At 70.1% G+C, this 19,524-nt stretch carries 14 protein-coding genes and 1 pseudogene; 2 read left to right on the top strand and 13 right to left on the bottom strand.

What is annotated here, in order from left to right; translation table 11 throughout:
* Positions 1-902 precede the first annotated feature (902 nt).
* Together ACIRP2_RS33455 and ACIRP2_RS33450 are read right to left on the bottom strand one after the other, a co-directional pair.
* On the bottom strand, positions 903-2,078 hold the full coding sequence (locus ACIRP2_RS33455) for a macrolide family glycosyltransferase (RefSeq protein WP_404256974.1): 1,176 nt from the start codon (positions 2,076-2,078) through the stop codon (positions 903-905).
* A gap of 448 nt (positions 2,079-2,526) precedes the next feature.
* On the bottom strand, positions 2,527-3,051 hold the full coding sequence (locus tag ACIRP2_RS33450; RefSeq protein WP_404256972.1) for a hypothetical protein: 525 nt from the start codon (positions 3,049-3,051) through the stop codon (positions 2,527-2,529).
* A gap of 214 nt (positions 3,052-3,265) precedes the next feature.
* On the opposite strand from ACIRP2_RS33450, the gene ACIRP2_RS33445 reads away from it, so the two are divergent.
* Positions 3,266-3,886, top strand: a complete 621-nt coding sequence (locus tag ACIRP2_RS33445) for a YceI family protein (protein WP_404256970.1) — start codon at positions 3,266-3,268, stop codon at positions 3,884-3,886.
* 240 nt (positions 3,887-4,126) lie between these two features.
* Positions 4,127-5,071: a hypothetical protein gene (locus ACIRP2_RS33440; protein WP_404256968.1), complete on the top strand. Its 945-nt coding sequence runs from the start codon at positions 4,127-4,129 to the stop codon at positions 5,069-5,071.
* Positions 5,072-5,219: 148 nt separating this feature from the next.
* On the opposite strand, the gene ACIRP2_RS33435 is transcribed toward ACIRP2_RS33440, so the two are convergent.
* The 11 genes and pseudogenes from ACIRP2_RS33435 to ACIRP2_RS33385 form a co-directional block, all read right to left on the bottom strand.
* Positions 5,220-5,660 carry a hypothetical protein gene (locus tag ACIRP2_RS33435; RefSeq protein ID WP_404256966.1) on the bottom strand — a complete coding sequence of 147 codons (441 nt, stop codon included), beginning with the start codon at positions 5,658-5,660 and terminating at the stop codon, positions 5,220-5,222.
* A gap of 171 nt (positions 5,661-5,831) precedes the next feature.
* The gene (locus ACIRP2_RS33430) at positions 5,832-8,477 is read right to left on the bottom strand and encodes a SpoIIE family protein phosphatase (protein ID WP_404256964.1); all 2,646 of its coding nucleotides are present in this window, start codon (positions 8,475-8,477) and stop codon (positions 5,832-5,834) included.
* A gap of 218 nt (positions 8,478-8,695) precedes the next feature.
* On the bottom strand, positions 8,696-10,072 hold the full coding sequence (locus ACIRP2_RS33425; RefSeq protein ID WP_404256962.1) for a hypothetical protein: 1,377 nt from the start codon (positions 10,070-10,072) through the stop codon (positions 8,696-8,698).
* Positions 10,073-10,109: 37 nt separating this feature from the next.
* Positions 10,110-10,472 (bottom strand): annotated as a pseudogene (locus tag ACIRP2_RS33420) (family 16 glycosylhydrolase); the annotation flags it as partial.
* A 172-nt stretch (positions 10,473-10,644) separates the two neighbouring features.
* Entirely contained in the window at positions 10,645-12,063 is a 1,419-nt protein-coding gene (locus ACIRP2_RS33415; protein ID WP_404256960.1) for a GH1 family beta-glucosidase, read from the bottom strand.
* A 27-nt stretch (positions 12,064-12,090) separates the two neighbouring features.
* Positions 12,091-13,107 carry an ABC transporter ATP-binding protein gene (locus ACIRP2_RS33410; RefSeq protein WP_404256958.1) on the bottom strand — a complete coding sequence of 339 codons (1,017 nt, stop codon included), beginning with the start codon at positions 13,105-13,107 and terminating at the stop codon, positions 12,091-12,093.
* Entirely contained in the window at positions 13,104-14,102 is a 999-nt protein-coding gene (locus tag ACIRP2_RS33405) for an ABC transporter permease (protein WP_404256956.1), read from the bottom strand. Before ACIRP2_RS33405 ends, ACIRP2_RS33410 begins: the two co-directional genes overlap by 4 nt.
* Before the next feature lie 3 nt (positions 14,103-14,105).
* On the bottom strand, positions 14,106-15,086 hold the full coding sequence (locus tag ACIRP2_RS33400; protein WP_404256954.1) for an ABC transporter permease: 981 nt from the start codon (positions 15,084-15,086) through the stop codon (positions 14,106-14,108).
* Positions 15,083-16,168, bottom strand: a complete 1,086-nt coding sequence (locus ACIRP2_RS33395) for an ABC transporter ATP-binding protein (protein ID WP_404256952.1) — start codon at positions 16,166-16,168, stop codon at positions 15,083-15,085. Before ACIRP2_RS33395 ends, ACIRP2_RS33400 begins: the two co-directional genes overlap by 4 nt.
* A gap of 30 nt (positions 16,169-16,198) precedes the next feature.
* Positions 16,199-17,872: an ABC transporter substrate-binding protein gene (locus ACIRP2_RS33390; protein ID WP_404256950.1), complete on the bottom strand. Its 1,674-nt coding sequence runs from the start codon at positions 17,870-17,872 to the stop codon at positions 16,199-16,201.
* A 280-nt stretch (positions 17,873-18,152) separates the two neighbouring features.
* Positions 18,153-19,127 (bottom strand): LacI family DNA-binding transcriptional regulator, encoded by a 975-nt coding sequence (locus tag ACIRP2_RS33385; RefSeq protein WP_404256948.1) that lies wholly within the window; start codon positions 19,125-19,127, stop codon positions 18,153-18,155.
* Positions 19,128-19,524 lie beyond the last annotated feature (397 nt).

Below are 19,524 nucleotides of genomic sequence, written 5' to 3'. Positions count from 1 at the left end.
CCGGTGGGACCCGTGGGACCAGTCGCCCCAGTCGCCCCGTTCTCACCGTTCTCACCCTTGGGGCCAGTCGGACCGGTGGGACCCGTGGGACCAGTCGCCCCAGTCGCCCCGTTCTCACCGTTCTCACCCTTGGGGCCAGTCGGACCGGTGGGACCCGTGGGACCAGTCTCACCGTTATCACCCTTAGGGCCGGTCGGACCGGTGGGTCCGGTGGGGCCCTGCGGACCCGTCGGCCCGGTGGGACCGGTGGGACCGACCTTGCACTTGTCTCCGCCGCCGAGCGCTTGCGCCGTCAGCGCCTCGTCCGTCAGCGACCTGCGGTTCTTCTTGGGCTTCTTCTTGGGCTTCTTCTTGGGCTGCTCGTTCCTGCACTTGTCGCCACCCGACGGGCTTACTACGCTGCTGTCGGCAACTGTCCGCCCTTGCTGCGCCATGGCAACCGCGGGGCTCGCGAACCCCGTGACGATGAGAGCGATCGATGCGATCGTGGTGCCGGTCAGCCACGCACCCCGTCGGGGAACCGGGCCGAGAAATGACTTGGCCCTGTGCTCAGGACTCATTCAAAACTCCCTCTGGAACTGGATCGGTGAAGCCACAACAAAGCGCTTGCACGCTTTGCCGCTTCATCGGGTCGCAATCGGTTTCCCTTGAGTTCCAAGTGGTCGTATTTAGCGCTTTTAGCCCAGTGCCAGCGTCCGATGGGTGGATGTGCCGGGGCAGATCCGGGGACATGCCCGGCGCGCCGCCACCGTGTCGGCTCCGCGTCACACTGCGGGCTCGTGCGGGCCTCGGGGAACCGGGCGGAGCCGCCACCGGAGCACGGCGCGTCGGGGAAGCAGGGGCGCGGAGGTGGAGGGCACGGAGTGCCGCCCCTCCACCTCACGCTCCTGGTGGAGCAGGGGTCAGCCCAGCATGTTCTCGATCAGGTCGGCGGCCCGTGCAGTGCCGCCCTCGGCCCGAACCTCGGCTCGCAGCAGTGCCGAACGCCGCATGACAGCCGGATCGGTGACGAGTCCGGTGAGAGCGGCCCGCAGGTTCGCCGCGGTCGCCTCCGCGGTGTCGATGCGGCGGGCCACTCCCCGTTCGACGAGCGTGTCGGCGTTCAAGAACTGGTCGGCGGCCTGCGGGACGGCGATCATGGGAACACCGACGAACAGCCCTTCGCTGCTGCCACCCATCCCCGCGTGAGTGACAAAGGCGTCGGCCTGTTCCAGGACCGCGAGTTGCTGCACCCAGGAGTGCACCTCGACGTTGGACGGGATGTCGCCGAGTTCCCTAGGGTCCGTACGCTTGCCGATCTGGAGTACGACGTGCCAGCCGGGCAGGTCGCCGAAGGCGGCCAGGCACTGGCGGTAGAACTCCGGCTGATGCGTGAAGGCCGAGCCCAGCGAGATCAGCAGCACGTTCTCGGCATCGGCCGGACGCGTCCAGCCGCCGTCGGCCGCCCGCGTGCCGAAGCAAGGGCCGACGAACGTCACCGTGTCGGTGTCGACCTGATCGGCATGCGGCTGCATGGCCCGGGGGATCGTGGCCAGGGTATGCGCGGGGCGTCCGCCGAAGGCGTCCATGTCGGTGGTGGACGCCCCGCAGTCGTTGAGCCACCGCGTGAACCGCGCCCGGTACGCGTCGGCGCCCGGCAGTTGCCACAACTGTGCCGCGACGTCCTGGTCGTAGCCGTTCCAGGCGACGTACGTCGGTGACAGCTGCATGAGGGGGCGCCCCTGTGCCTCGGCGAGGGCGCGCGCGGCGTAGGCGCCGATGTCGTACAGGTAGAGGTCCGCGCGGTCGTGGTCGTAGGCGGCGCGCAGTTGCGGCAGGGCCTGGACGGCTTCGTCGAGGAAGACACCCATCGCCTCCATGGGGTCGTCCGGCCAGCTGCTGCCGGCGCCCGGCAGGACGGAGCCGTAGGGGACGAATTCCGCGCCGGTGGCCGTGATCACGTCCGCCACCGCGGGGCCGTTGGCGTAGGTCACCCGGTGGTCGCGGGCCACCAGTTCACGAATGATTTCGAGGCTCGGCAGGACGTGGCTGATGACGGGGATGCCGACCATCGCGATGTGGGCACGACGACGGGTCATGAAGGATCAACTCATTTCAGGTCTACGGCGAAACGGACACGACGAACCGGTGCGTCACCGTCCGAGAGGAAGTCCTGTCGTCGGGACGCACGGGCGTGCGGAAGAGGAGCCGGAGGCTCCGCCCGCTCGCGTCAGCCGTAGATCTGATGGAAATGCATACCGGGGAGCCTAGCTCGCCTCCGGTCCCCGCGCACAGCGTTTGTCACACGCTCCGGGACGGCGACGGCACAGGACCCGGCCCGGCCGATCGACCCGTTCGCCGTCGCCGGCCACGTCGAACGCGCCTTCCTGCAGGTCGCGTTGGCCGTCCATCCGTTCCGCCGCACACGACGAAGTCGGCCTCCACGACCGTGAGCAGGTCATGGAGGCCGAGGTCACGCGGATCCCGTACCGGCCGGCGGCGTCCGTGGCGGAACGGGGCACCCGTGCGATCGGATACGGCGCGCGGTCAGCAGCCGCCGCAGTTGTAGTACGTCACGTCCCAGTGGCTGCCCTCGTCCGCGTAGATGTTGCCGGAACCGGCCTTGTACTGGGGCGCGCCGTCGCCGCGCAGCCCTATGTAGGTGAAGACGCCGTGGACGTAGTTCGTGAGGCAGGTGGACTTGCCGAAGTCGAGCTTGTAGCCGTTCCAGTGCGAGTACGTGCCACTGGCGTGCCCGGTCTCGGTGCCGCCGGTGATGTTCAGCGCGCAGCCCGTGGCGCTCTTGAGGGTCTGGGCACCCTGGGCGGTGGCCAGGTTGAGCTGGTCGAACGAGGTGCAGGTGGACACGTTGCGGTTGGAGCAGTTGCCGGAGGACGACCAGGTGATCCCGGACGAGCTGAACCGGGCGGTGGCCTGGGCGTGGGTGAGCTTCGTGTCGGCGTGCGCCTGGGTGGCCCCGCCGCCGAGGACACCTACGCCGGGGGCGAAGAGGACACCGAGGACGAGGGCGAGGGCGGTCAGGACGGGGCGCAGTGTCATACGGGACACCATGGGGGGATCCTCCTGCTCATGACAAGTAAGGGGCAGGGAGATACTGCCCGAGTTCTACGCGCGTCGCCAGGGGGTGGCGACACCGGAGGCCCCTTCCGCAACAAATTCGCGCACCCAATGTTGAACTTTGAACTAGATAGCGCTACAGTCAATCTCGTTGAAGCTTAAACAACCACTTCGACCACCGCTCGATCACGTCCCCCGAGGAGGAGCCATGGCTCTGTTCAACCGCAAGAACAACACCGCCCCGTCCGCCGCCGTCGCCACCGCCGTGGACCCGGCTCTGGCCGCCCTCAGCGGTGACTACACGATCGACCCGGCGCACAGCAGCATCGGCTTCACCGTGCGCCACGCCATGGTCACCAATGTGCGCGGCTCCTTCGGCGAGCACGAGGGCAGCCTGAAGCTCGACGGTCACCACCCCGCCAACTCCTCCGCTTCGATCGACGTCAAGATCGCCAGCGTCGACACCGGAATCGCCGACCGCGACGGCCACCTGGTCAGCGGCGACTTCTTCGACGCCGAGAAGTTCCCCCTCATGAAGTTCCGTTCCACGCAGGCCGAGCAGCTCGGCGGCGACGCCTACCGCATCACCGGCGACCTCACGATCAAGGACGTCACGCGCCCCCTCTCCATCGACCTGGAGTTCAACGGCTCGGCCACCGACGTCTACGGCAACGAGCGCGTGGGCTTCGAGGGCAGCGCCGACATCCTGCGCTCCGACTGGGGCCTGACCTGGAACGCGGCGCTGGAGACCGGCGGCGTGATGGTCAGCGACAAGGTCAAGCTCAACTTCGACATCTCCGCGGTCAAGGCCGCGGCGCCGCAGGGCTGACACGTCCCGCCGCCCCACGCCCGACCCCGAGCGCGCCCGCCTTCCCCCTCCCCCGCCAGGGACGGAAGACGGGCGCTCGGCGTTCCGGGGGCCGCGCGGCGACGGGCGGCGACGGGCGGCGACGGGCGGCGACGGGCGGCGACGGGCGGCCTGCCCGAACTGCAGATCGTTGACCTTGTCACCGTGTGATGGTCTGGACTGGGGCCTCCACCCGGTCACCGGCACAAGGGATCGACGCGCATGTCCGGCTACATCGGCTCCGGCCCGTACTGCTTCACCAACTCCCTGGCGATGATGCTCGGCCCTAAGGCCCCTTCCCCCTCGGTCATCGAGACGCTCACCGGCTCACCCTTCGGCGCCCAGCTGATCGCGGGTTCCCTGCCGCTCTTCGACCCGTACGGCTGGGATCCCGATCTGGGCCTGGATGCCGCCGTCGAACTGCTCGGCGTGCGCTGCGAGCGCACCGACGGGGGCACCCCCGACGAGGCCCTGCACCGCCTGCGCGCCGCCTGCGCGGACGGGCCCGTCCTGGTCGGCCCCGTCGACATGGGGCTGCTGCTGTACCACCCCGGCACCCCCGTCGCCGACGGCGGCGACCACTTCGTACAGGTACTCGCCGTCGTCGGGGACACCGTGCTGCTCCACGACCCGCACGGCCATCCGTACGCGACGCTGCCGACCGCGGACTTCGTCGCCGCCTGGGAGGCGAAGAGCGTCACGTACACCGACGCACCGTTCGTGATGCGCACCGGCTTCGTACGGGAACGCGACGTCACGGCGGCCGAGGCGCTGCGGGAGTCGCTGCCCGGCGCCCTGCGATGGCTGGACGGCCGCGACGACCTGGCGATGCCGCCGGGATCGCTCGGCGGAGCGGCTGCGGTCGAGGCTCTTGCCTCGCAGGTCGTCGAAGGACTCGCGCCGGGCACCCGCGCCATGCTGGCCGGGTTCGGCGTACGTGTCGGCGCCCGTCGTCTGGGCGACGCGGCGGCCTGCATGGACCTGATCGGCCTGTCCGATTGCGCGGCCGTACTCGACGAGCAGTCCCGCATCCTGGGCGGCCTCCAGCACCCGCTCGTCACCGGGGACGACCCGGCCCTGGAGAAGGGGCTGCGTCGACTCGCTCCGACGTACGCGACGTTGCGGGCGGAACTCTCCGCCGCCGTCGGTCGCGGTGGCCTGTCCTGACGGGGCGGCGGGCTCGGGCGTCGATCGGTGGGGGAGCGGTTCACGCAGTCGGGCGGTCGGACGAACCGCCCTGCACGAAGCGGGTGTTGCGGATCGGCGTCACGCACGAACAGGTGGCCGCGGTGCCGCCCGGTCCTGAACTGCCGGGTCAGACGGTCGAGCCCGCGTGCGCTTCTCGGTGCATGCCCATGCACAACGCCCACACGGCGAGGATGTTGACGGCGATCAGCACCATGGCCCACAAGGGGTAGTACGGCAGCCACAGGAAGTTGGCGATCGCACCCAGGCCGGCGACGGCGACACCGAAGAAGCGCGCCCACAGGGCTCCGCCGAGCACGGCACAGCCGGCGAGGACGATGACGATGCCCAGAATGAGGTGGACCCAGCCCCAGCCCGTCAGGCTGAACCGGAACACGTAGTGGCGCGTGACGACGAACAGATGGTCCTTCGTGAGGGCCGCGATCCCCTCGAAGACCGCCATGGCTCCACCGACGATCAGCATGACTGCCGCCAGGACGGTGGTACCGGATGTGGGCGCGTGCGTCGGGCTCGGGTACGTGTGGCTCGCCCCGCTCGTGTCACTGGCCATTTCGATCTCCTCGGGTGGCAGAACCGTCGGTCCGGCGGTCGTGCCGGGCCCGGCAAGATCCCCGTCCCCCCTTTCGGTGAGACCCCCGTCCCCCTGCTCTCAGCGTGTCACGGCGGCTCCGGGTCGGCACTCCGGGCGGCGCCGCCCATGGCCTTGCGCACCACGCTCGCCTCAGTCGCTCTTCTCGTTCCCCCCGTTCTCCTCCTCCGGTTCGCCGACCGTCTGCTCGGACCAGATCACCTTGCCCGTCTCGGTGTACCGGGTGCCCCAGCGTTCGGCGATCTGGGCGACGAGGAACAGGCCCCGGCCGCCCTCGTCCGTCGTCGTCGCGTAGCGCAGGTGCGGTGAGGTGTTGCTGGTGTCGGACACCTCGCAGATCAGGTTGCGGTCGTACAGGAGGCGGACCTCGATCGGTCCGCTGCCGTAGCGGACCGCGTTGGTGACCAGTTCGCTCAGGATCAGCTCGGTGGTGAACGCCTCCTCGTCCAGACCCCGGTCGGCGAGCCACTCGGCGACGTTCTTGCGGACTCCGGCCACGGCCGCCGGGTCGGTGGCGACGTCCCACTGCGCGACCTGGTCGGGATCGAGCATGTGGGTACGGGCCACGAGGAGCGCGACGTCGTCGGAGGGCTGCTCGGGCAGCATCGCGTCGAGCAGGTCCTCACACGTCTCCTCCGGGGTCCGGTCACGACCGGCGAGGGTGGTGCGCAGCAGTTCCAGGCCGGCGTCGATGTCGCGGTCACGGAGCTCGATGAGACCGTCCGTGTACAGGACCAGTCGGCTCCCTTCGGGCACGTGGAACTCGGCCGCCTCGAAAGGCATGCCGCCGATGCCCAGTGGCAGGCCGGCCGGGACCTCGGGAAACTCGACGGTGCCGTCCGGGAGCACCAGCGCGGGGGCGGGATGGCCGGCGCGGGCCACCGAGCAGTTGCCGGAGACCGCGTCGTAGATGGCGTACAGGCAGGTGGCCCCGGTGATCTCGGCACTGCCGCCGTCGGTGGTTTCGCCCTGGTCGATCCGGCTGACCGCTTCGTCCAGATGCCCGAGAAGTTCGTCGGGCGCGAAGTCCAGCGCGGAGAAGTTGTGGATGCTGGTGCGCAGGCGCCCCATGGTGGCCGCCGCGTGCAGCCCGTGCCCGACCACGTCGCCGACGACCAGGGCGACCCGGGCGCCCGACAGAGGGATCACGTCGAACCAGTCGCCGCCGACCTCGGCCCGCGCGGGGAGGTAGCGGTGGGCCACGTCGAGGGCGTTCTGCTCGGGCAGGTCGCTGGGCAGCAGGCTGCGCTGCAGTGTCACGGCCATCTCGTGTTCGCGGGTGTACCTGCGGGCGTTGTCCACGCTGACGGCCGCCCGCGCCACCAGTTCCTCGGCGAAGGACTGGTCGTCGTCGTCGAACGGTTCGGAATCGCCCGCGCGCCAGAAGTTGGCCAGGCCCAGGATGACGCCCCGTGCGTGCAGCGGTACGGACAGCACCGAGTGGAAGCCGTAGTCGAGGATGCCGGCGGCCCGCTCGGGGTCCCAGTAGCGCCAGCCGAGCTGGGTGATCACCTCGGGACCCAGCCCGGTCTCCGCGCTGTTCACCCGCATGGCGCGGATCCTGGAGGGAACGAATCCGACCAGTCGGCCGACCGGGTACAGGGGCTGGTCCGGGTCCGTGGCGGCGACGGCGGTACGGCGCATGTCCAGCGGGATGTCGGACTGGGCGGTCGGCTCCTCCCCCGGCACCGCGCGATCGGCGAGGTCGACGGTGGTCACGTCGGCGAATCCGGGCGTCGCCACCTCCGCCAGCTCCTGGGCCGTCCGGGTCACATCGAGGGTGGTGCCGATGCGGTTGCCGGCCTCGTAGAGCAGCAGCAGACGTTCGTGGACGAGTTCCGCCCTGCCGGTGATCTTGCGGAGCTCGGTGGTGTCCCGCAGAGTGGCCACGGTGCCGGGCGGCCCGCCGCGCGCGTCCGTCGGTCTGAGGTTGACGGCCAGCAGGCGGTTGCCGCTGCGCAGCACCTCGTCCGTGACGGTCCGGCCGGAGGCGAGCAGTTCGGCGGTGGCGGGCTCCAGTCCGAGGTCCGTCACCGCCCGGCCCTCGGCGTCGGAGGGAAGGCGGAGCAGCCTGCGGGCCTCGTCGTTGGCGAGTGTCAGCCGGTGACCGGGCCCGATGATGATGACGCCCTCGCGAACCGCGTGCAGCACCGCGTCGTGGTGCTCGTACATCCGGGTCATCTCCCCGGGCCCGAGCCCACGGGTCTGACGCCGCAGCCGTCTGCTCACGAGCGCCGCGCCGGCCGCGGTCGCCGCCAGGGCCGCCACCCCGGCACCGACACTGAACGGGATGGACCGGTCGGCCACGCTGTTCACCGAACGGTCGGTGATCCCCACCGACACCAGTCCGGCCACCGATCCGTCGGGCCTCGGCACGGGCACCACGGAGTTGATCGAGGGCCCCAGGCTGCCTTTGAACGTCCGGGTGAAGCCGGGGCCGGTCAACGCTTCCTTCCAGGGGCCGACGAGGGGTTTCCCGATCAGCGCGGGGTCCGGATGGGTGTAGCGGATGCCCTGGGTGCTGGCCACGACGACGTATTCCACATGGGCGTCCTTGCGGACCTGCTCCGCGCGCGGCTGCAGGATCGCGGTGGGGTCCTTGCTTTCCAGCGCCGCCACGATGCCCGGCGAATGCGCGAAGGTCTGGGCGACGCTCAGTGTGCGCATCCGGGCCTCCTGCAGACTGTCGCGGCGGCCCTGCAGCACCAGCGCGACCGCGAAGCCGGTGATGAGCAGCACGACGAGCCCCAGCACGAAGCAGAAGACCTGGCCCGCCACGGTGTGCACGCTGAACAGCGCGAGCAGGTCGCGGCCCGGGGAGCGGTGAGTCGCCTCCTGGCGCGACGGCGCGGGGGTGGCTCGGCCCGAGCTCCCCCCATCGTGCCGATCTGAACTCCGGACGGAGCGTCGCAGCCTCGCCCGGAATCGGCCGATACCAGACATAGTTTCAGGTCTAGCATGGATCGCCTTTGCCCGAGAGTTCGCCGATCAGCGGCTCAGAACCCGCCGCCGTCGAAGCCGCCGCCCCCTCCGAGGTCGCCGCCGTCCCCGAAACCTCCGCCGTCGAAGCCCGACGGGTCGAAGTCGGCGCCGGAGAAGTCCCCGCCGCTCCCGTCACCGCCGGAACCGAAGTCGCCGCCGCCGTACTCCCCCGCGTACGCGGGGGACGACAGCATCGAGCCGAGCAGCGTGCCGGCCAGCAGCCCGGGGAGCAGGCCCCCGCCGAAGTAGCCGCCAGCCCAGGGGCCGTACGCCGGGCCCGCCTCCCAGTACGGGCGGCGCCGGCCGTCGCCCGCGTCGACCGTGCGGCTGCGCGGTTCCTCGCCCTCGCGCAACCGGATCTCGTCCGCCGCGCAGACCGGGACCTCGCGGGCCGTGCCGCCGGACGGGGACCACCGGGCGTCGGCGACCGAGGGCCCGTGGCGCGGGTCGAAGAAGCACGGCGGGCGGCGGGCGGGCAGCTCACCACCCGTGCGGCGGGCCTCCAGGACGGCGAGGGAGTAGCGGCCGTCCTCCAGTGCCTGGGTGACCCCGCGCACGTCGGACGGGCGCCGGGCCCGGTCCATGCGGGATTTCGCGGCCTCGTAGGAGTCGAGCGCCCGCTCGTAGTCGGCGCGCATGGCGTCGTCGGCGCCCGCCTCGGCGGGATGGAAGTCGAGACGGTCCAGGGTCTCGCCGTACGCGGTGATGTCCTCGTCCACGACGACCCGGAGCGTGGCGAGTGCGGTCCGTTCGTCCTCCTCCTTGCGCCTGCGGTTGCGCCGGACGAGCGCGTAGGCCGTGCCGCCGCCGAGCACCAGGACGGCGCCGACGGCGATCAGTCCGGCGGTGGACGACGAGCCCCTCCGCGCGGCCGATCCGCCCCAGGAGGCGGGGGCGCTGCCCCGGGCCTGTTCGACGGCTCGGTCGACGAAGGCGTTGAGCTGGGTCGCGGCATCGGTGTCCGTACCGGGTGACTTCACGGCCGCGGTGAGGTTCTGGACCGCTCGGGTGGTCATGACCCGGGGATCTGCGCCCGCGTTGAACCCGTTGCCGAGACGGACCGCGTAGACACCGGTGATGCCGGTGTCGGTGCGCAGGGTCGGCAGCACGGTCTGCTCGGGGAACGCCGGGGTCCGTGGCAGTACCGCGACGAACACGGGCTTGTCGGCGTCCTTGATCTTCTTCGTCAGGGCGGCGGCCTGGCCCGGGGAGAGCTGGTCGGCGGCGGCCGGGTCGACGTAGACCGGGCCCCTGCGGAGCGCCTGCGCGACATCGTCGACGGTCGATGCGCCGACTGCCCCGGGCGTGGCGCTCGGCGCCATGGCGAGCACGGCCGCCGAGAGGATCAGCAGCAGACCCGCCAGCAGCGTCGGGAACAGCCTGTTCCGCATATCTCGAAGCTAACCCAGGTGGGTGACGGCTGCGCGGTCACCCACCCGGGCCGCTCCCGTTCGGAAGGCTCCGCCCGGTGCTCGGGCGCTCCTTCTTCTGTTCCACCCGCACCCGGTCGATCTCTGCCTGGACGCCGCCCTGCGCGACGCGGTCGACGCCGGACTGCGGCAGTCCCCGGTCGGGCAGGCTGACCTGGTTGCACCCGGCCGGGTAGGCACCGCCGAGCGCGAGGTCGAGGATCAGGTACTGGTCGTGGTCGAAGACCCACTGGCCGCGGGTCGATTCGAGCTTCTGCCGGGACGTCTGCTGGACGACCTGGTCGTCGACGCTGAACGTCATGCCTTCGGGCGTCCACTCGACGGCGTAGGTGTGCCAGGCGTCGGCGCGCCCGCCGCCCGGTCGGTGTCCCAGGCCGCGGCCCGGACGGCCGGCCTCGGCACAGGCGCGGCCACGGCCGTGGGGGCGGCGGGGGCGTTGAGGGCTGCGGTGGTCGCCATCAGAGTCGTACGAGAGGGCATGGTGGGGGCTCCCGTTCGTTTCCTGGAAGGGGGCGCGGCCGCGCGCTGTGCGGCTACGCGTCGCGGGTGAGGCGGATCGTGTCGCGGTACCACTTGGCGCTGTCCTTGAGCGTCCGCTCCTGTGTGCCGTAGTCGACGCGGACGATGCCGAACCGCTTGTCGTAGCCGTAGGACCACTCGAAGTTGTCCATGAGTGACCAGGCGAAGTAGCCGCGGACGTCGGCTCCTTCGGCGCGGGCCGCGGCCACGGCGGCGATGTGGTCGGCAAGATAGGTGGTGCGGTCGGCGTCGTGGATCTGCCCGTCCTCGGAGACGGTGTCGTCGAACGCGGCGCCGTTCTCGGTGATGACGGTCGGGACGCCGTAGTCCTTCTCCAGGCCCACCAGCAGGTCCGTGAGGGCAGTGGGCGTGATCTCCCAGTCCATCGCGGTACGCGGCAGGTCTCGCTCCACACCGCGGGTGACCGGCAGGCCGTCGTCGCCCAGCGGGGAGCCGTCCTCGGTGACGCCCGAGAAGAGCGTGCCCCGGTAGAAGTTGACACCGAGGACGTCGATCGGCGTGGAGATGATCTCCAGGTCCCCGTCCTGGACCGGGAGTTCGGCGTGCTGCAGGGCGAGGTCGGCGACGACGTCGGCGGGGTAGGCGCCCTTGACGAGCGGGTCCAGGTAGAGACGTCGGCCCATGCCGTCGGCGCGACGGCATGCCTCGGCGTCCTCGTGGCTGTCGGTCTCGGGGGTGGCGGTGCCGAGGTTGAGCGTGATGCCCAGTTCGAGCGCGTCGCCGCGGGCGGCGGCGGTCTCCCGGAGGTTCCGCGCGGCAAGGCCGTGGCCGAGGAGCAGGTGGTGGACGGCCCGGATCGCATCGCCGAAGTTCTTCCGGCCCGGGGCCTGGTTGCCGTACGCGTAGCCGAGCATGGCCGAGCACCAGGGCTCGTTCAGCGTCGTCCAGTGCTTCACCCGGTCACCGAGCGCGTCGTGGGCGAGGGCGGCGTACTCGGCGAAACGGTAGGCCGTGTCACGGGCCGGCCAGCCGCCCGCGTCCTCCAGCTCCTGCGGGAGGTCCCAGTGGTAGAGGGTGATCCAGGGAGTGACGCCCCTGGACTCCAGCTCGTCGACCAGACGCTTGTAGAAGTCCAGCCCCTTCGCATTGGCCGGTCCGCGGCCGCCCGGCTGGATGCGCGGCCAGGCGAGCGAGAAGCGGTACGTGTCGACGCCCAGGTCCGCGATCAGCCGCACGTCCTCGGGCATCCGGTGGTAGTGGTCGCAGGCCACATCGCCGTTCTCGCCGCGGACGACCATCCCCGGCACCCTGCAGTACGTGTCCCAGATGGACGGGGTCCGGCCGTCCTCGGCCGCGGCTCCCTCGATCTGGTAGGCGGCGGTGGCGACGCCCCAGCGGAAGTCGGCGGGCAGGCCGGGGACGGCCTCGGCGGCGATCTCGCGCGCGTATCCCTGGGGGGTGACGATGTTCATGGGTCTCCTGTGGTGTGCGTGGGGTCGCTACGAACGGGGTGCCGCGGTGGCGGGGAGCGGCCGGTGGAGCCAGCAGGCCACCGCGCGCGCATCGTCCCCGTCGGGTGGGGCGAGAGCCGGGACGTGGGTGGCGCATGCGTCGAGCGCCTTCCCGCAGCGGGGATGGAAGGCACAGCCGGCCGGCATGGCGGTGAGGTGCGGCGGCGAACCGGGGATGCCGGTGAGTTCACGGCGCGGGCCGTGCAGCGCCGGGAAGGAGTGCAGCAGGCCGTCGCTGTAGGGGTGGCGGGGGTCCCGGTAGATCGCGGAGGCACCGGCCTCCTCGACGATCCGGCCGCCGTACATGATCGCGATCCGGTCGGAGAACTCGATCAGCAGCGAGATGTCGTGGGTGATGAAGACGACCGAGAAGCCCAGCTCCTCGCGGAGCCGCACCAGTTGGCGCAGGATCTGGCGCTGCATGACGACGTCGAGGGCCGTCGTCGGCTCGTCCATGATGACGATCTCCGGCTCCAGCGCGAGCGCCATCGCGATCATCACGCGCTGGCGCATCCCGCCGGAGAGCTGGTGCGGGTAGGCGGAGAGCCGGTCGGCGGAGATGCCGACGAGTCCCAGCAACTCCTTGGCACGGGCGGTCCGTTCGGGCCGACTCGTCTCCGGACGGTGTGCCCGGAGCACGTCGGTGAGCTGGCTGTGGACCGTGTGCACCGGGTTCAGCGAGTTCATCGCGCCCTGGAAGACGATCGACAACTCCTGCCAGCGGAACGCACGCAGTTCGGCGGCCGACAGGGTCAGCAGGTCGAGCGTCTCGCCGTCCCTCTTCCGGTAGTGGACCTCGCCACCGGTGATCACCCCGGGCGGTGAGAGCAGCCGGGTGACGGCGTACGCGAGTGTGGACTTGCCGGACCCGGACTCGCCCGCCAGGCCCAGCACTTCGCCGCGGTGCAGGGTGAGGTCGATGTCGCGCAGCGCGTGCACGGCGTCGCCCCCGGTCCCGTAGTCCACGTTCAGGCCGCTGATGGTGAGGACGGGCTCGCTGCTCATGAGCGGGTCTCCTTGTCATGCGTGCCGCGCGCCGCGGCATCGTGCGTACCGCGCGCCACGGGGGTGAAGCCGACCCGCATCCGGACCTTCCGGGATGCGCCGGTCTCCGTACGCAGGCGCGGGTTGACGAACTCGTCGATGCCGAAGTTGATCAGGGCGAGCGACATGCCGAGCAGGGCGATGCAGAGCCCGGCGGGGACGAACCACCACCACGCGCCCTGGGCCAGGGCCTGGTTGGACTGCGCCCAGAACAGGACGGTCCCCCAGTTCCAGTTGGAGATGTCGGCCACGCCGATGAAGGCGAGGGTGATCTCGGAGAGGATCGCGAAGATGACCGTGCCGACGAAGCCGGAGGCGATGACGGCCGTCAGGTTCGGCAGGACCTCGAAGAAGATGATCCGCCAGGTGGACTCGCCGGTGGCGCGGGCCGCTTCGACGTAGTCCCTGCGGCGCAGCGACAGCGTCTGCGCGCGCAGCACCCGTGCTCCCCACGCCCATGAGGTGAAGGCGATGACGGTGGCGATGAGCAGGTCGCCCGTGTCCGAGACGAAGCTGGCGATGATGATGATCAGCGGCAGTCCGGGGATGACCAGGAAGACGTTGGAGAGCACCGAGAGAAGTTCGTCGGCCGTGCCGCCGAGGAAGCCGGCGCTGACCCCGACCAGTACGGACAGGATCGTCGCGAAGATCCCGGCGACGAAGCCGACGACAAGGACGCCCCGGGTGCCGACGAGGATCTGGGACAGCACGTCCTGACCGGTCTGGGTGGTGCCGAACCAGTGTGCTCCGGAGGGTGGTTGGAGCAGTTCGTTGCTCATGGTGTCCGGGTCGTACGGCGCGATCCACGGGCCGATGACCGCGATCACGACGAAGAACGACAGGATGCCGAGGCCGATGACGGTCTTGCGGCCGCGCAGGAAGCGCAGGCGGCGCCTGCTGGGGGCCGGGGCCTCGGTCGCGTCGATCACGGCGGCCTCGGCGGAGGTGACGGCCATGTCCTAGGCCTCCCTTCGGGTACGGGGGTCGAGGACCATGTAGAGCACGTCGGCGAGGAGGTTCGCCGCGAGGACGGAGAGCGTGATGATCAGGAAGACGCCCTGCATCAGGGGGTAGTCCTTGGCGCCCACGCCCTGGAAGAGCTGGTAGCCGATACCGGGGTAGGAGAAGACCATCTCCACCAGCAGCGTGCCGCCGACGATGAAGCCCAGCGACAGGGCGAAGCCGGAGATGTTGGGGAGGATCGCGTTGCGTGCGGCGTACCCGACCATCACCCGGCGCTCGGAGAGCCCCTTGGCCTGGGCGACCATGACGTAGTCCTCGGAGGAGACCGTCACCATCATGTTGCGCATGCCGAGGATCCAGCCGGCCATGGCGCTGAGCACGATGGTGAGTCCGGGCAGCGCCGCGTGGTAGAGCGCACTGGAGATGAACGGCCAGTCGAAGGCGGGCACGAGCGAGCTGTCGTAGCCTCCCGCGGCCGGGAAGAGCGGCCACTTCACGGCGAACAGCGCGATGGCGATGAGCCCCAGCCAGAAGTACGGGATGGCCGAGATGAACGTGGTGACGGGCAGCAGGCTGTCCATCCAGGAGCCGCGCCGCCAGCCGGTGAAGACGCCGATGCCGGTGCCGAGCACGAAGCTGATCAGGGTGGTGACTCCGACGAGCGCGAGCGTCCACGGCAGCGACTGGGCGATCACCTCGCTGACCGGTGTCGGGAAGAAGGTGAAGGAGAGCCCGAGGTCTCCGTCGAGCAGATGCGACCAGTAGTCGGTGTACTGCTGCCAGAGCGACTGCTGCTTGTCGAGGCCGAAGAGCGCCTTGAGCGAGTTGACGGCGTTGGTGTCGAGCTGGCCCTGGAAGCGGGAGATGAGCGCCTGGACGGGATCGCCGGGCATCATGCGCGGGATCAGGAAGTTGATGGTGATCGCGGCCCAGGCCGTGACCAGGTAGAAGGCGAGCCGCTGCAGCAGGTACTTCATTTCGCGGTCTCCTTCCGGTGGGCGTCGGCGCCGCCGGGCCCGTGACCGTCGGCTCCCCGGTCGCCGCCGTCCTCGTACAGCCAGCAGGCCGCCCACTGGCCGCCTTCGAGGTCGAAGCGCGGCGGCGGTTCGGTACGGCAGCGCTCCATCGCCTTGGGACAGCGGGGGTGGAAGCGGCAGCCGGCGGGCGGGGCGATGAGCGAGGGCGGTTCACCGCTGCCGGTCTCCTCCTGCTCCGCCTCGGCGACCACCCGGTCCGGGTCGGGCGCCGAGGCGATGAGGAGCTGGGTGTAGGGGTGGGCGGGACGCTGGGTGACGGTCTCGCTGTCACCGCCCTCGACGATCCGGCCCGCGTACATGACCAGCGTGGTGTCCGCGAAGTAGCGGGCGGAGGCGATGTCGTGGGTGATGTAGAGGATCGCGAGGTGCAGCCGGTCCTTGAGGTCCTTGAGCAGATTGAGCACCCCGAGCCGGATCGAGACGTCCAGCATCGAGACGGGCTCGTCGGCGAGCAGGACCTGGGGATCGGCGCCGAGCGCGCGGGCGATGGCCACGCGCTGGCGCTGTCCCCCCGACAGCTCGTGCGGGAACTTGTCCAGGTACTGGTGCGCGGGGGTCAGTTGGACACGGTCCAGCAGAGCGGTCAGATGCTGTTCCAGCTCCTCCTCACCGCTGCCCGCCCGCCCGTGGATCCTCAGCGCACGGGTGAGGTGGTAGCGCACGGTGTGCACCGGGTTCAGCGAGGCGAACGGGTCCTGGAAGATGAGCTGGACCCGGCGTACGTACGCGCGGAAGGACCGGCCACGTCCGGCCTTCACCGCCGCGCCGTCCAGTCGGATCTCACCCCCCGTGAGCGGGTACAGCTGGGCGAGCAGCCTGGCGACGGTGGACTTCCCGGAGCCCGACTCCCCCACCAGCGCCGTGACGGTACCGCGCCGCAGTCGCAGCGAGACGTCGTCGACGGCGTGGACGGTGCGGCGCCTGCCCGTGACGAGATCGCGTCCGGTGCGCCGTACGGGGAAGTGCTTGGTGACTCCGCGTGCTTCGAGCACGATGTGGTTCTTCGTGGACTGTTCTGACATGGCCGGCCCCTGTGTCCCGTGTCCCTGGCTCTACTTGGCGGGCTTGAGCTTCAGCACGATCTGCAGCGCGGACGGCTGGGTGTGCTGCGGCGGGGCGTACGGGTCGGCCTCGGTGGGCCAGCCCACCCAGTTCTTCGTGGAGTACTCGGCTCCGATGGGAGCGGCGGCCGTCGGGATCATCGGTGCCTGCTCGACCATGATCTTCTGCAGGGTGTTCATGGCCGTGGTACGTGCCGAGTCCTCGGTGGCGTTGGCGAAGTCCTTGAGCGCCTTGGTGGCCTCGTCGCTCTTGAAGCGACCGAAGTTGCCGAGCTGGGACGCCTTGCCCACGGGCTGGAGCAGCGCGCCGTCCATGATGTTCTGGTACATGTCGTACGGGGTGGCGCCGCTGTTGGTCCAGTGCAGGGTGGCGTCGAAGTTCCCGTTGGCCACGTCCGCGCCCCAGGCCTCCGCGGTCTGCGTCTTGACCTTGGCCTCGATGCCGAGCTGCTTGATGTTGTCCTTGATGATCGCCAGCCCGGTGATGTAGTCGTTCCAGCCGGCCGGGTCGGTGAAGGTGAGTCGTACCGGCTTGCCGCTCGGGTCCTTCAGCACCCCGCCGCTGAGCTCGAACCCGGCGTCGCTGAGGATCTTCTTGGCCCCGGCCACGTCCGGTGCGGCGGTGGCGCTCTTGTACTCGGGCGCGAGGAAGGACTCACCGGCGGGCAGTGGGATGCCGGTCGGGTTGGTGATCTCCGGGTAGAGCGTCGCCTCGGCCTGGGTGTAGATCGCCTTGCGGTCGACGACCATGGCCATGGCCTTGCGCAGCGCCGGGTTGTCGAACGGCTTGCGGGCGGTGTTGAACCACAGTCCGTGGATGCCGAGCCCGGAGGGGAACCACAGCTTGTGGTTCTTGGGGTCCTTGCTGATGAACAGCTGCTTGTAGTTCGGCATGAAGACGAACGACCACTCGACCTTGCCACTCGCCAGCGCCGTGGTCGCCGCGCTGTTGTCGTTGTACGCGGTGTAGCGCAGCTCCTTGACCTTGGTCGCGCCCTTCCAGTACGTGGGCGTGGCGGTCAGCGTGGTGGTCTGCGGGGTGAAGGTCTTGAGCTTGTACGGGCCCGAGCCGACGGGCGTGCGGTTGGGCCAGGTCTCCGGGTTCTTGACGCCCTCCCAGATGTGCTTGGGCACGATGAACTGCTGGATGATCTTGTTCTGGTTGACGTACTGGGAGTCCTTGAACGTCAGGACGACCGTCTTGCCCTGCACCTCGACCCCGTCGAACGGGATGCCGTTGCCGTTGAGTGCCGGGTGCTTCTTCAGGAGGTCGAAGGTGTACGCGACGTCGTCGGCGGTCAGCGGCTTGCCGTCGGCCCACTTGGCCTCGGGGTCGAGGGAGAAGGTGACCTTGGTGAAGTTGGACTCCCACTTCCAGTCGGTCGCCAGCCAGGGGGCGGCCTTGTCCGCGGGCCGGATCTGGTTCGTCATCGCCAGCGGCTCGTAGATCATGAAGCGGTAGCCGAGCGTCGCCCCCGCCGAGGTGCTCAGGAACGGGTTGCTGTTGTTGGTCTGCGGTCCGTCCGGCTTGCCCAGGGTCAGCACGCCGGAGGCACCGCCCCCTTTGTTGGCACCGGAGTTGGCGGACGAGCAACCGGCGGCGAGCGCGACCACGGCGGTAGCGAGTGAGAGCGCTCTCAGCGTGGCGTGACGTCGTACGGGCATGGCGACTCCATGAGGGACTGCGGGTCTGGGAGATCCGGGTGATGGGCAGCGCTCGGCGCGCCGGGTACAGGCGGTACGGGGCGGTGCGGGTGGTGCCGGTGGTGCCGGTGGTGCCAGTGGTGCAGACGGTGCAGACGGTGCAGGTGGTACAGGTGATGCAGACAGTGCAGGCGGTGCAGACGGTGCGAACAGCACCGGTGCTGCGGAGATGCAGGTGGCGACGGGCGGCGAGCGGGAGGTGGTGAAGGGACGGGCGGGCGGCCGGGGTCCCGGCCGCCCGCTAGGGCGCCGAGCGGCGCACGACCAGTTCGGTGGGCAGCACGACCGGCGCGTCGGGCGCGCTCGTGCCACCGAGGCGGGAGAGAAGCATCCGCGCCGCCGTCTCACCCATCTGCCGGGTGGGCTGGCGCACGGTGGTCAGCGGCGGTTCGGTGTGTTCGGCCATCGGGATGTCGTCGAAGCCGACCACGGCGATGTCGTCCGGCACGGACCGCCCGGCCGCGCGCAACGCCCGCAGCACGCCCGCCGCGCTGATGTCGTTGTGGGCGAAGACCGAGTCGAACTCCACTCCGGAGGAAAGGAGTTGCTCCACGGCCAACCGTCCGCAGCGTTCGGTGAAGTCCCCGTGGACGACGAGCTCGGTGGGCAGGACCGCGCGGAATCCGTCCAGACGGTCGCGTACACAGCCGAAGTTCTGGGGCCCGGTGACGACCAGGGGTCTGGTGCGTCCGGCGGCCAGCAGGTGGCGGGCCGCACAAGCACCTCCTTCGCGGTTGGTGGTCACGACGGAGGGGAATTCGGGGTGGTGGCCGCGGTCGTCGATCAGCACGATCGGCAGGCCGCCCCGGTGCAGCGCGGTGAGGTGGTCGAGGGTGTTCTCGGGTTCGACGACGACGAGCCCGTCGAAGGCGCGCGCCGACACCTGACTGGTGAAGCGCTCCACGGACTCGGCGCCGCGGTTGCAGGTGAAGAGCAGCAGCCCGTAGTCGGCGGCCTCCACGGTGTCGACGACGCCCTGGAGCACCTCACCCATCCACGGCCAGGTGAGCGAGGGCACCAGCATGCCGACCGTACGGCTGCTGCCGCGGGCCAGTCCGACGGCACCCGAACTGGGCACATAGCCGAGCTGTTCGATCACTTCCCGAACGCGGGCGGCCGTGGAACCGTCCACCTCACCCTTGGTGTTGATGACCCTTGACACGGTCGTCTTGCTGACGCCGGCCTCACGGGCGACATCGGCGATGGTGACACGCATCGAGGGCCTCCGGGACAAGGCATGACGGGACAGGGCAGGTAAGCCGGAACCGGTACCGCAACCGGTTCCGGAACCGGTACCGGCGTTGCGGCGTGAGTTAACCCCGCCGAAACGGTGCCGTCAATACTTCACGCCGACATTGGTCCGTACCGATCCCGCACCTCATCTCACGTGCGGGCAGGGCGCGTTGTGCGTTCACGTTCTGAACGCACACCTCTTGACGCGGCCGCCCGGGAGCAGTTCACTCTGCTCGATCGACGACTGCTCTCCCACAACAACGTGGCCAAGGGCTGTCCCGTAATCCCTGGTGGAGCAGCGCGCGGCGTCGGATGCGGTGCATCACAAGGCGGAGGAACGTCCACACACTGGTTGCATGCGGACGTTCCGACAACGCAGC

Origin of the sequence: Streptomyces sp. NPDC101194 (assembly GCF_044767885.1) — a bacterium.
GTDB lineage: Bacteria > Actinomycetota > Actinomycetes > Streptomycetales > Streptomycetaceae > Streptomyces.
The sequence above is the reverse complement of the archived record's forward strand: the minus strand, read 5'-3'. Positions and strand labels throughout refer to the sequence as shown.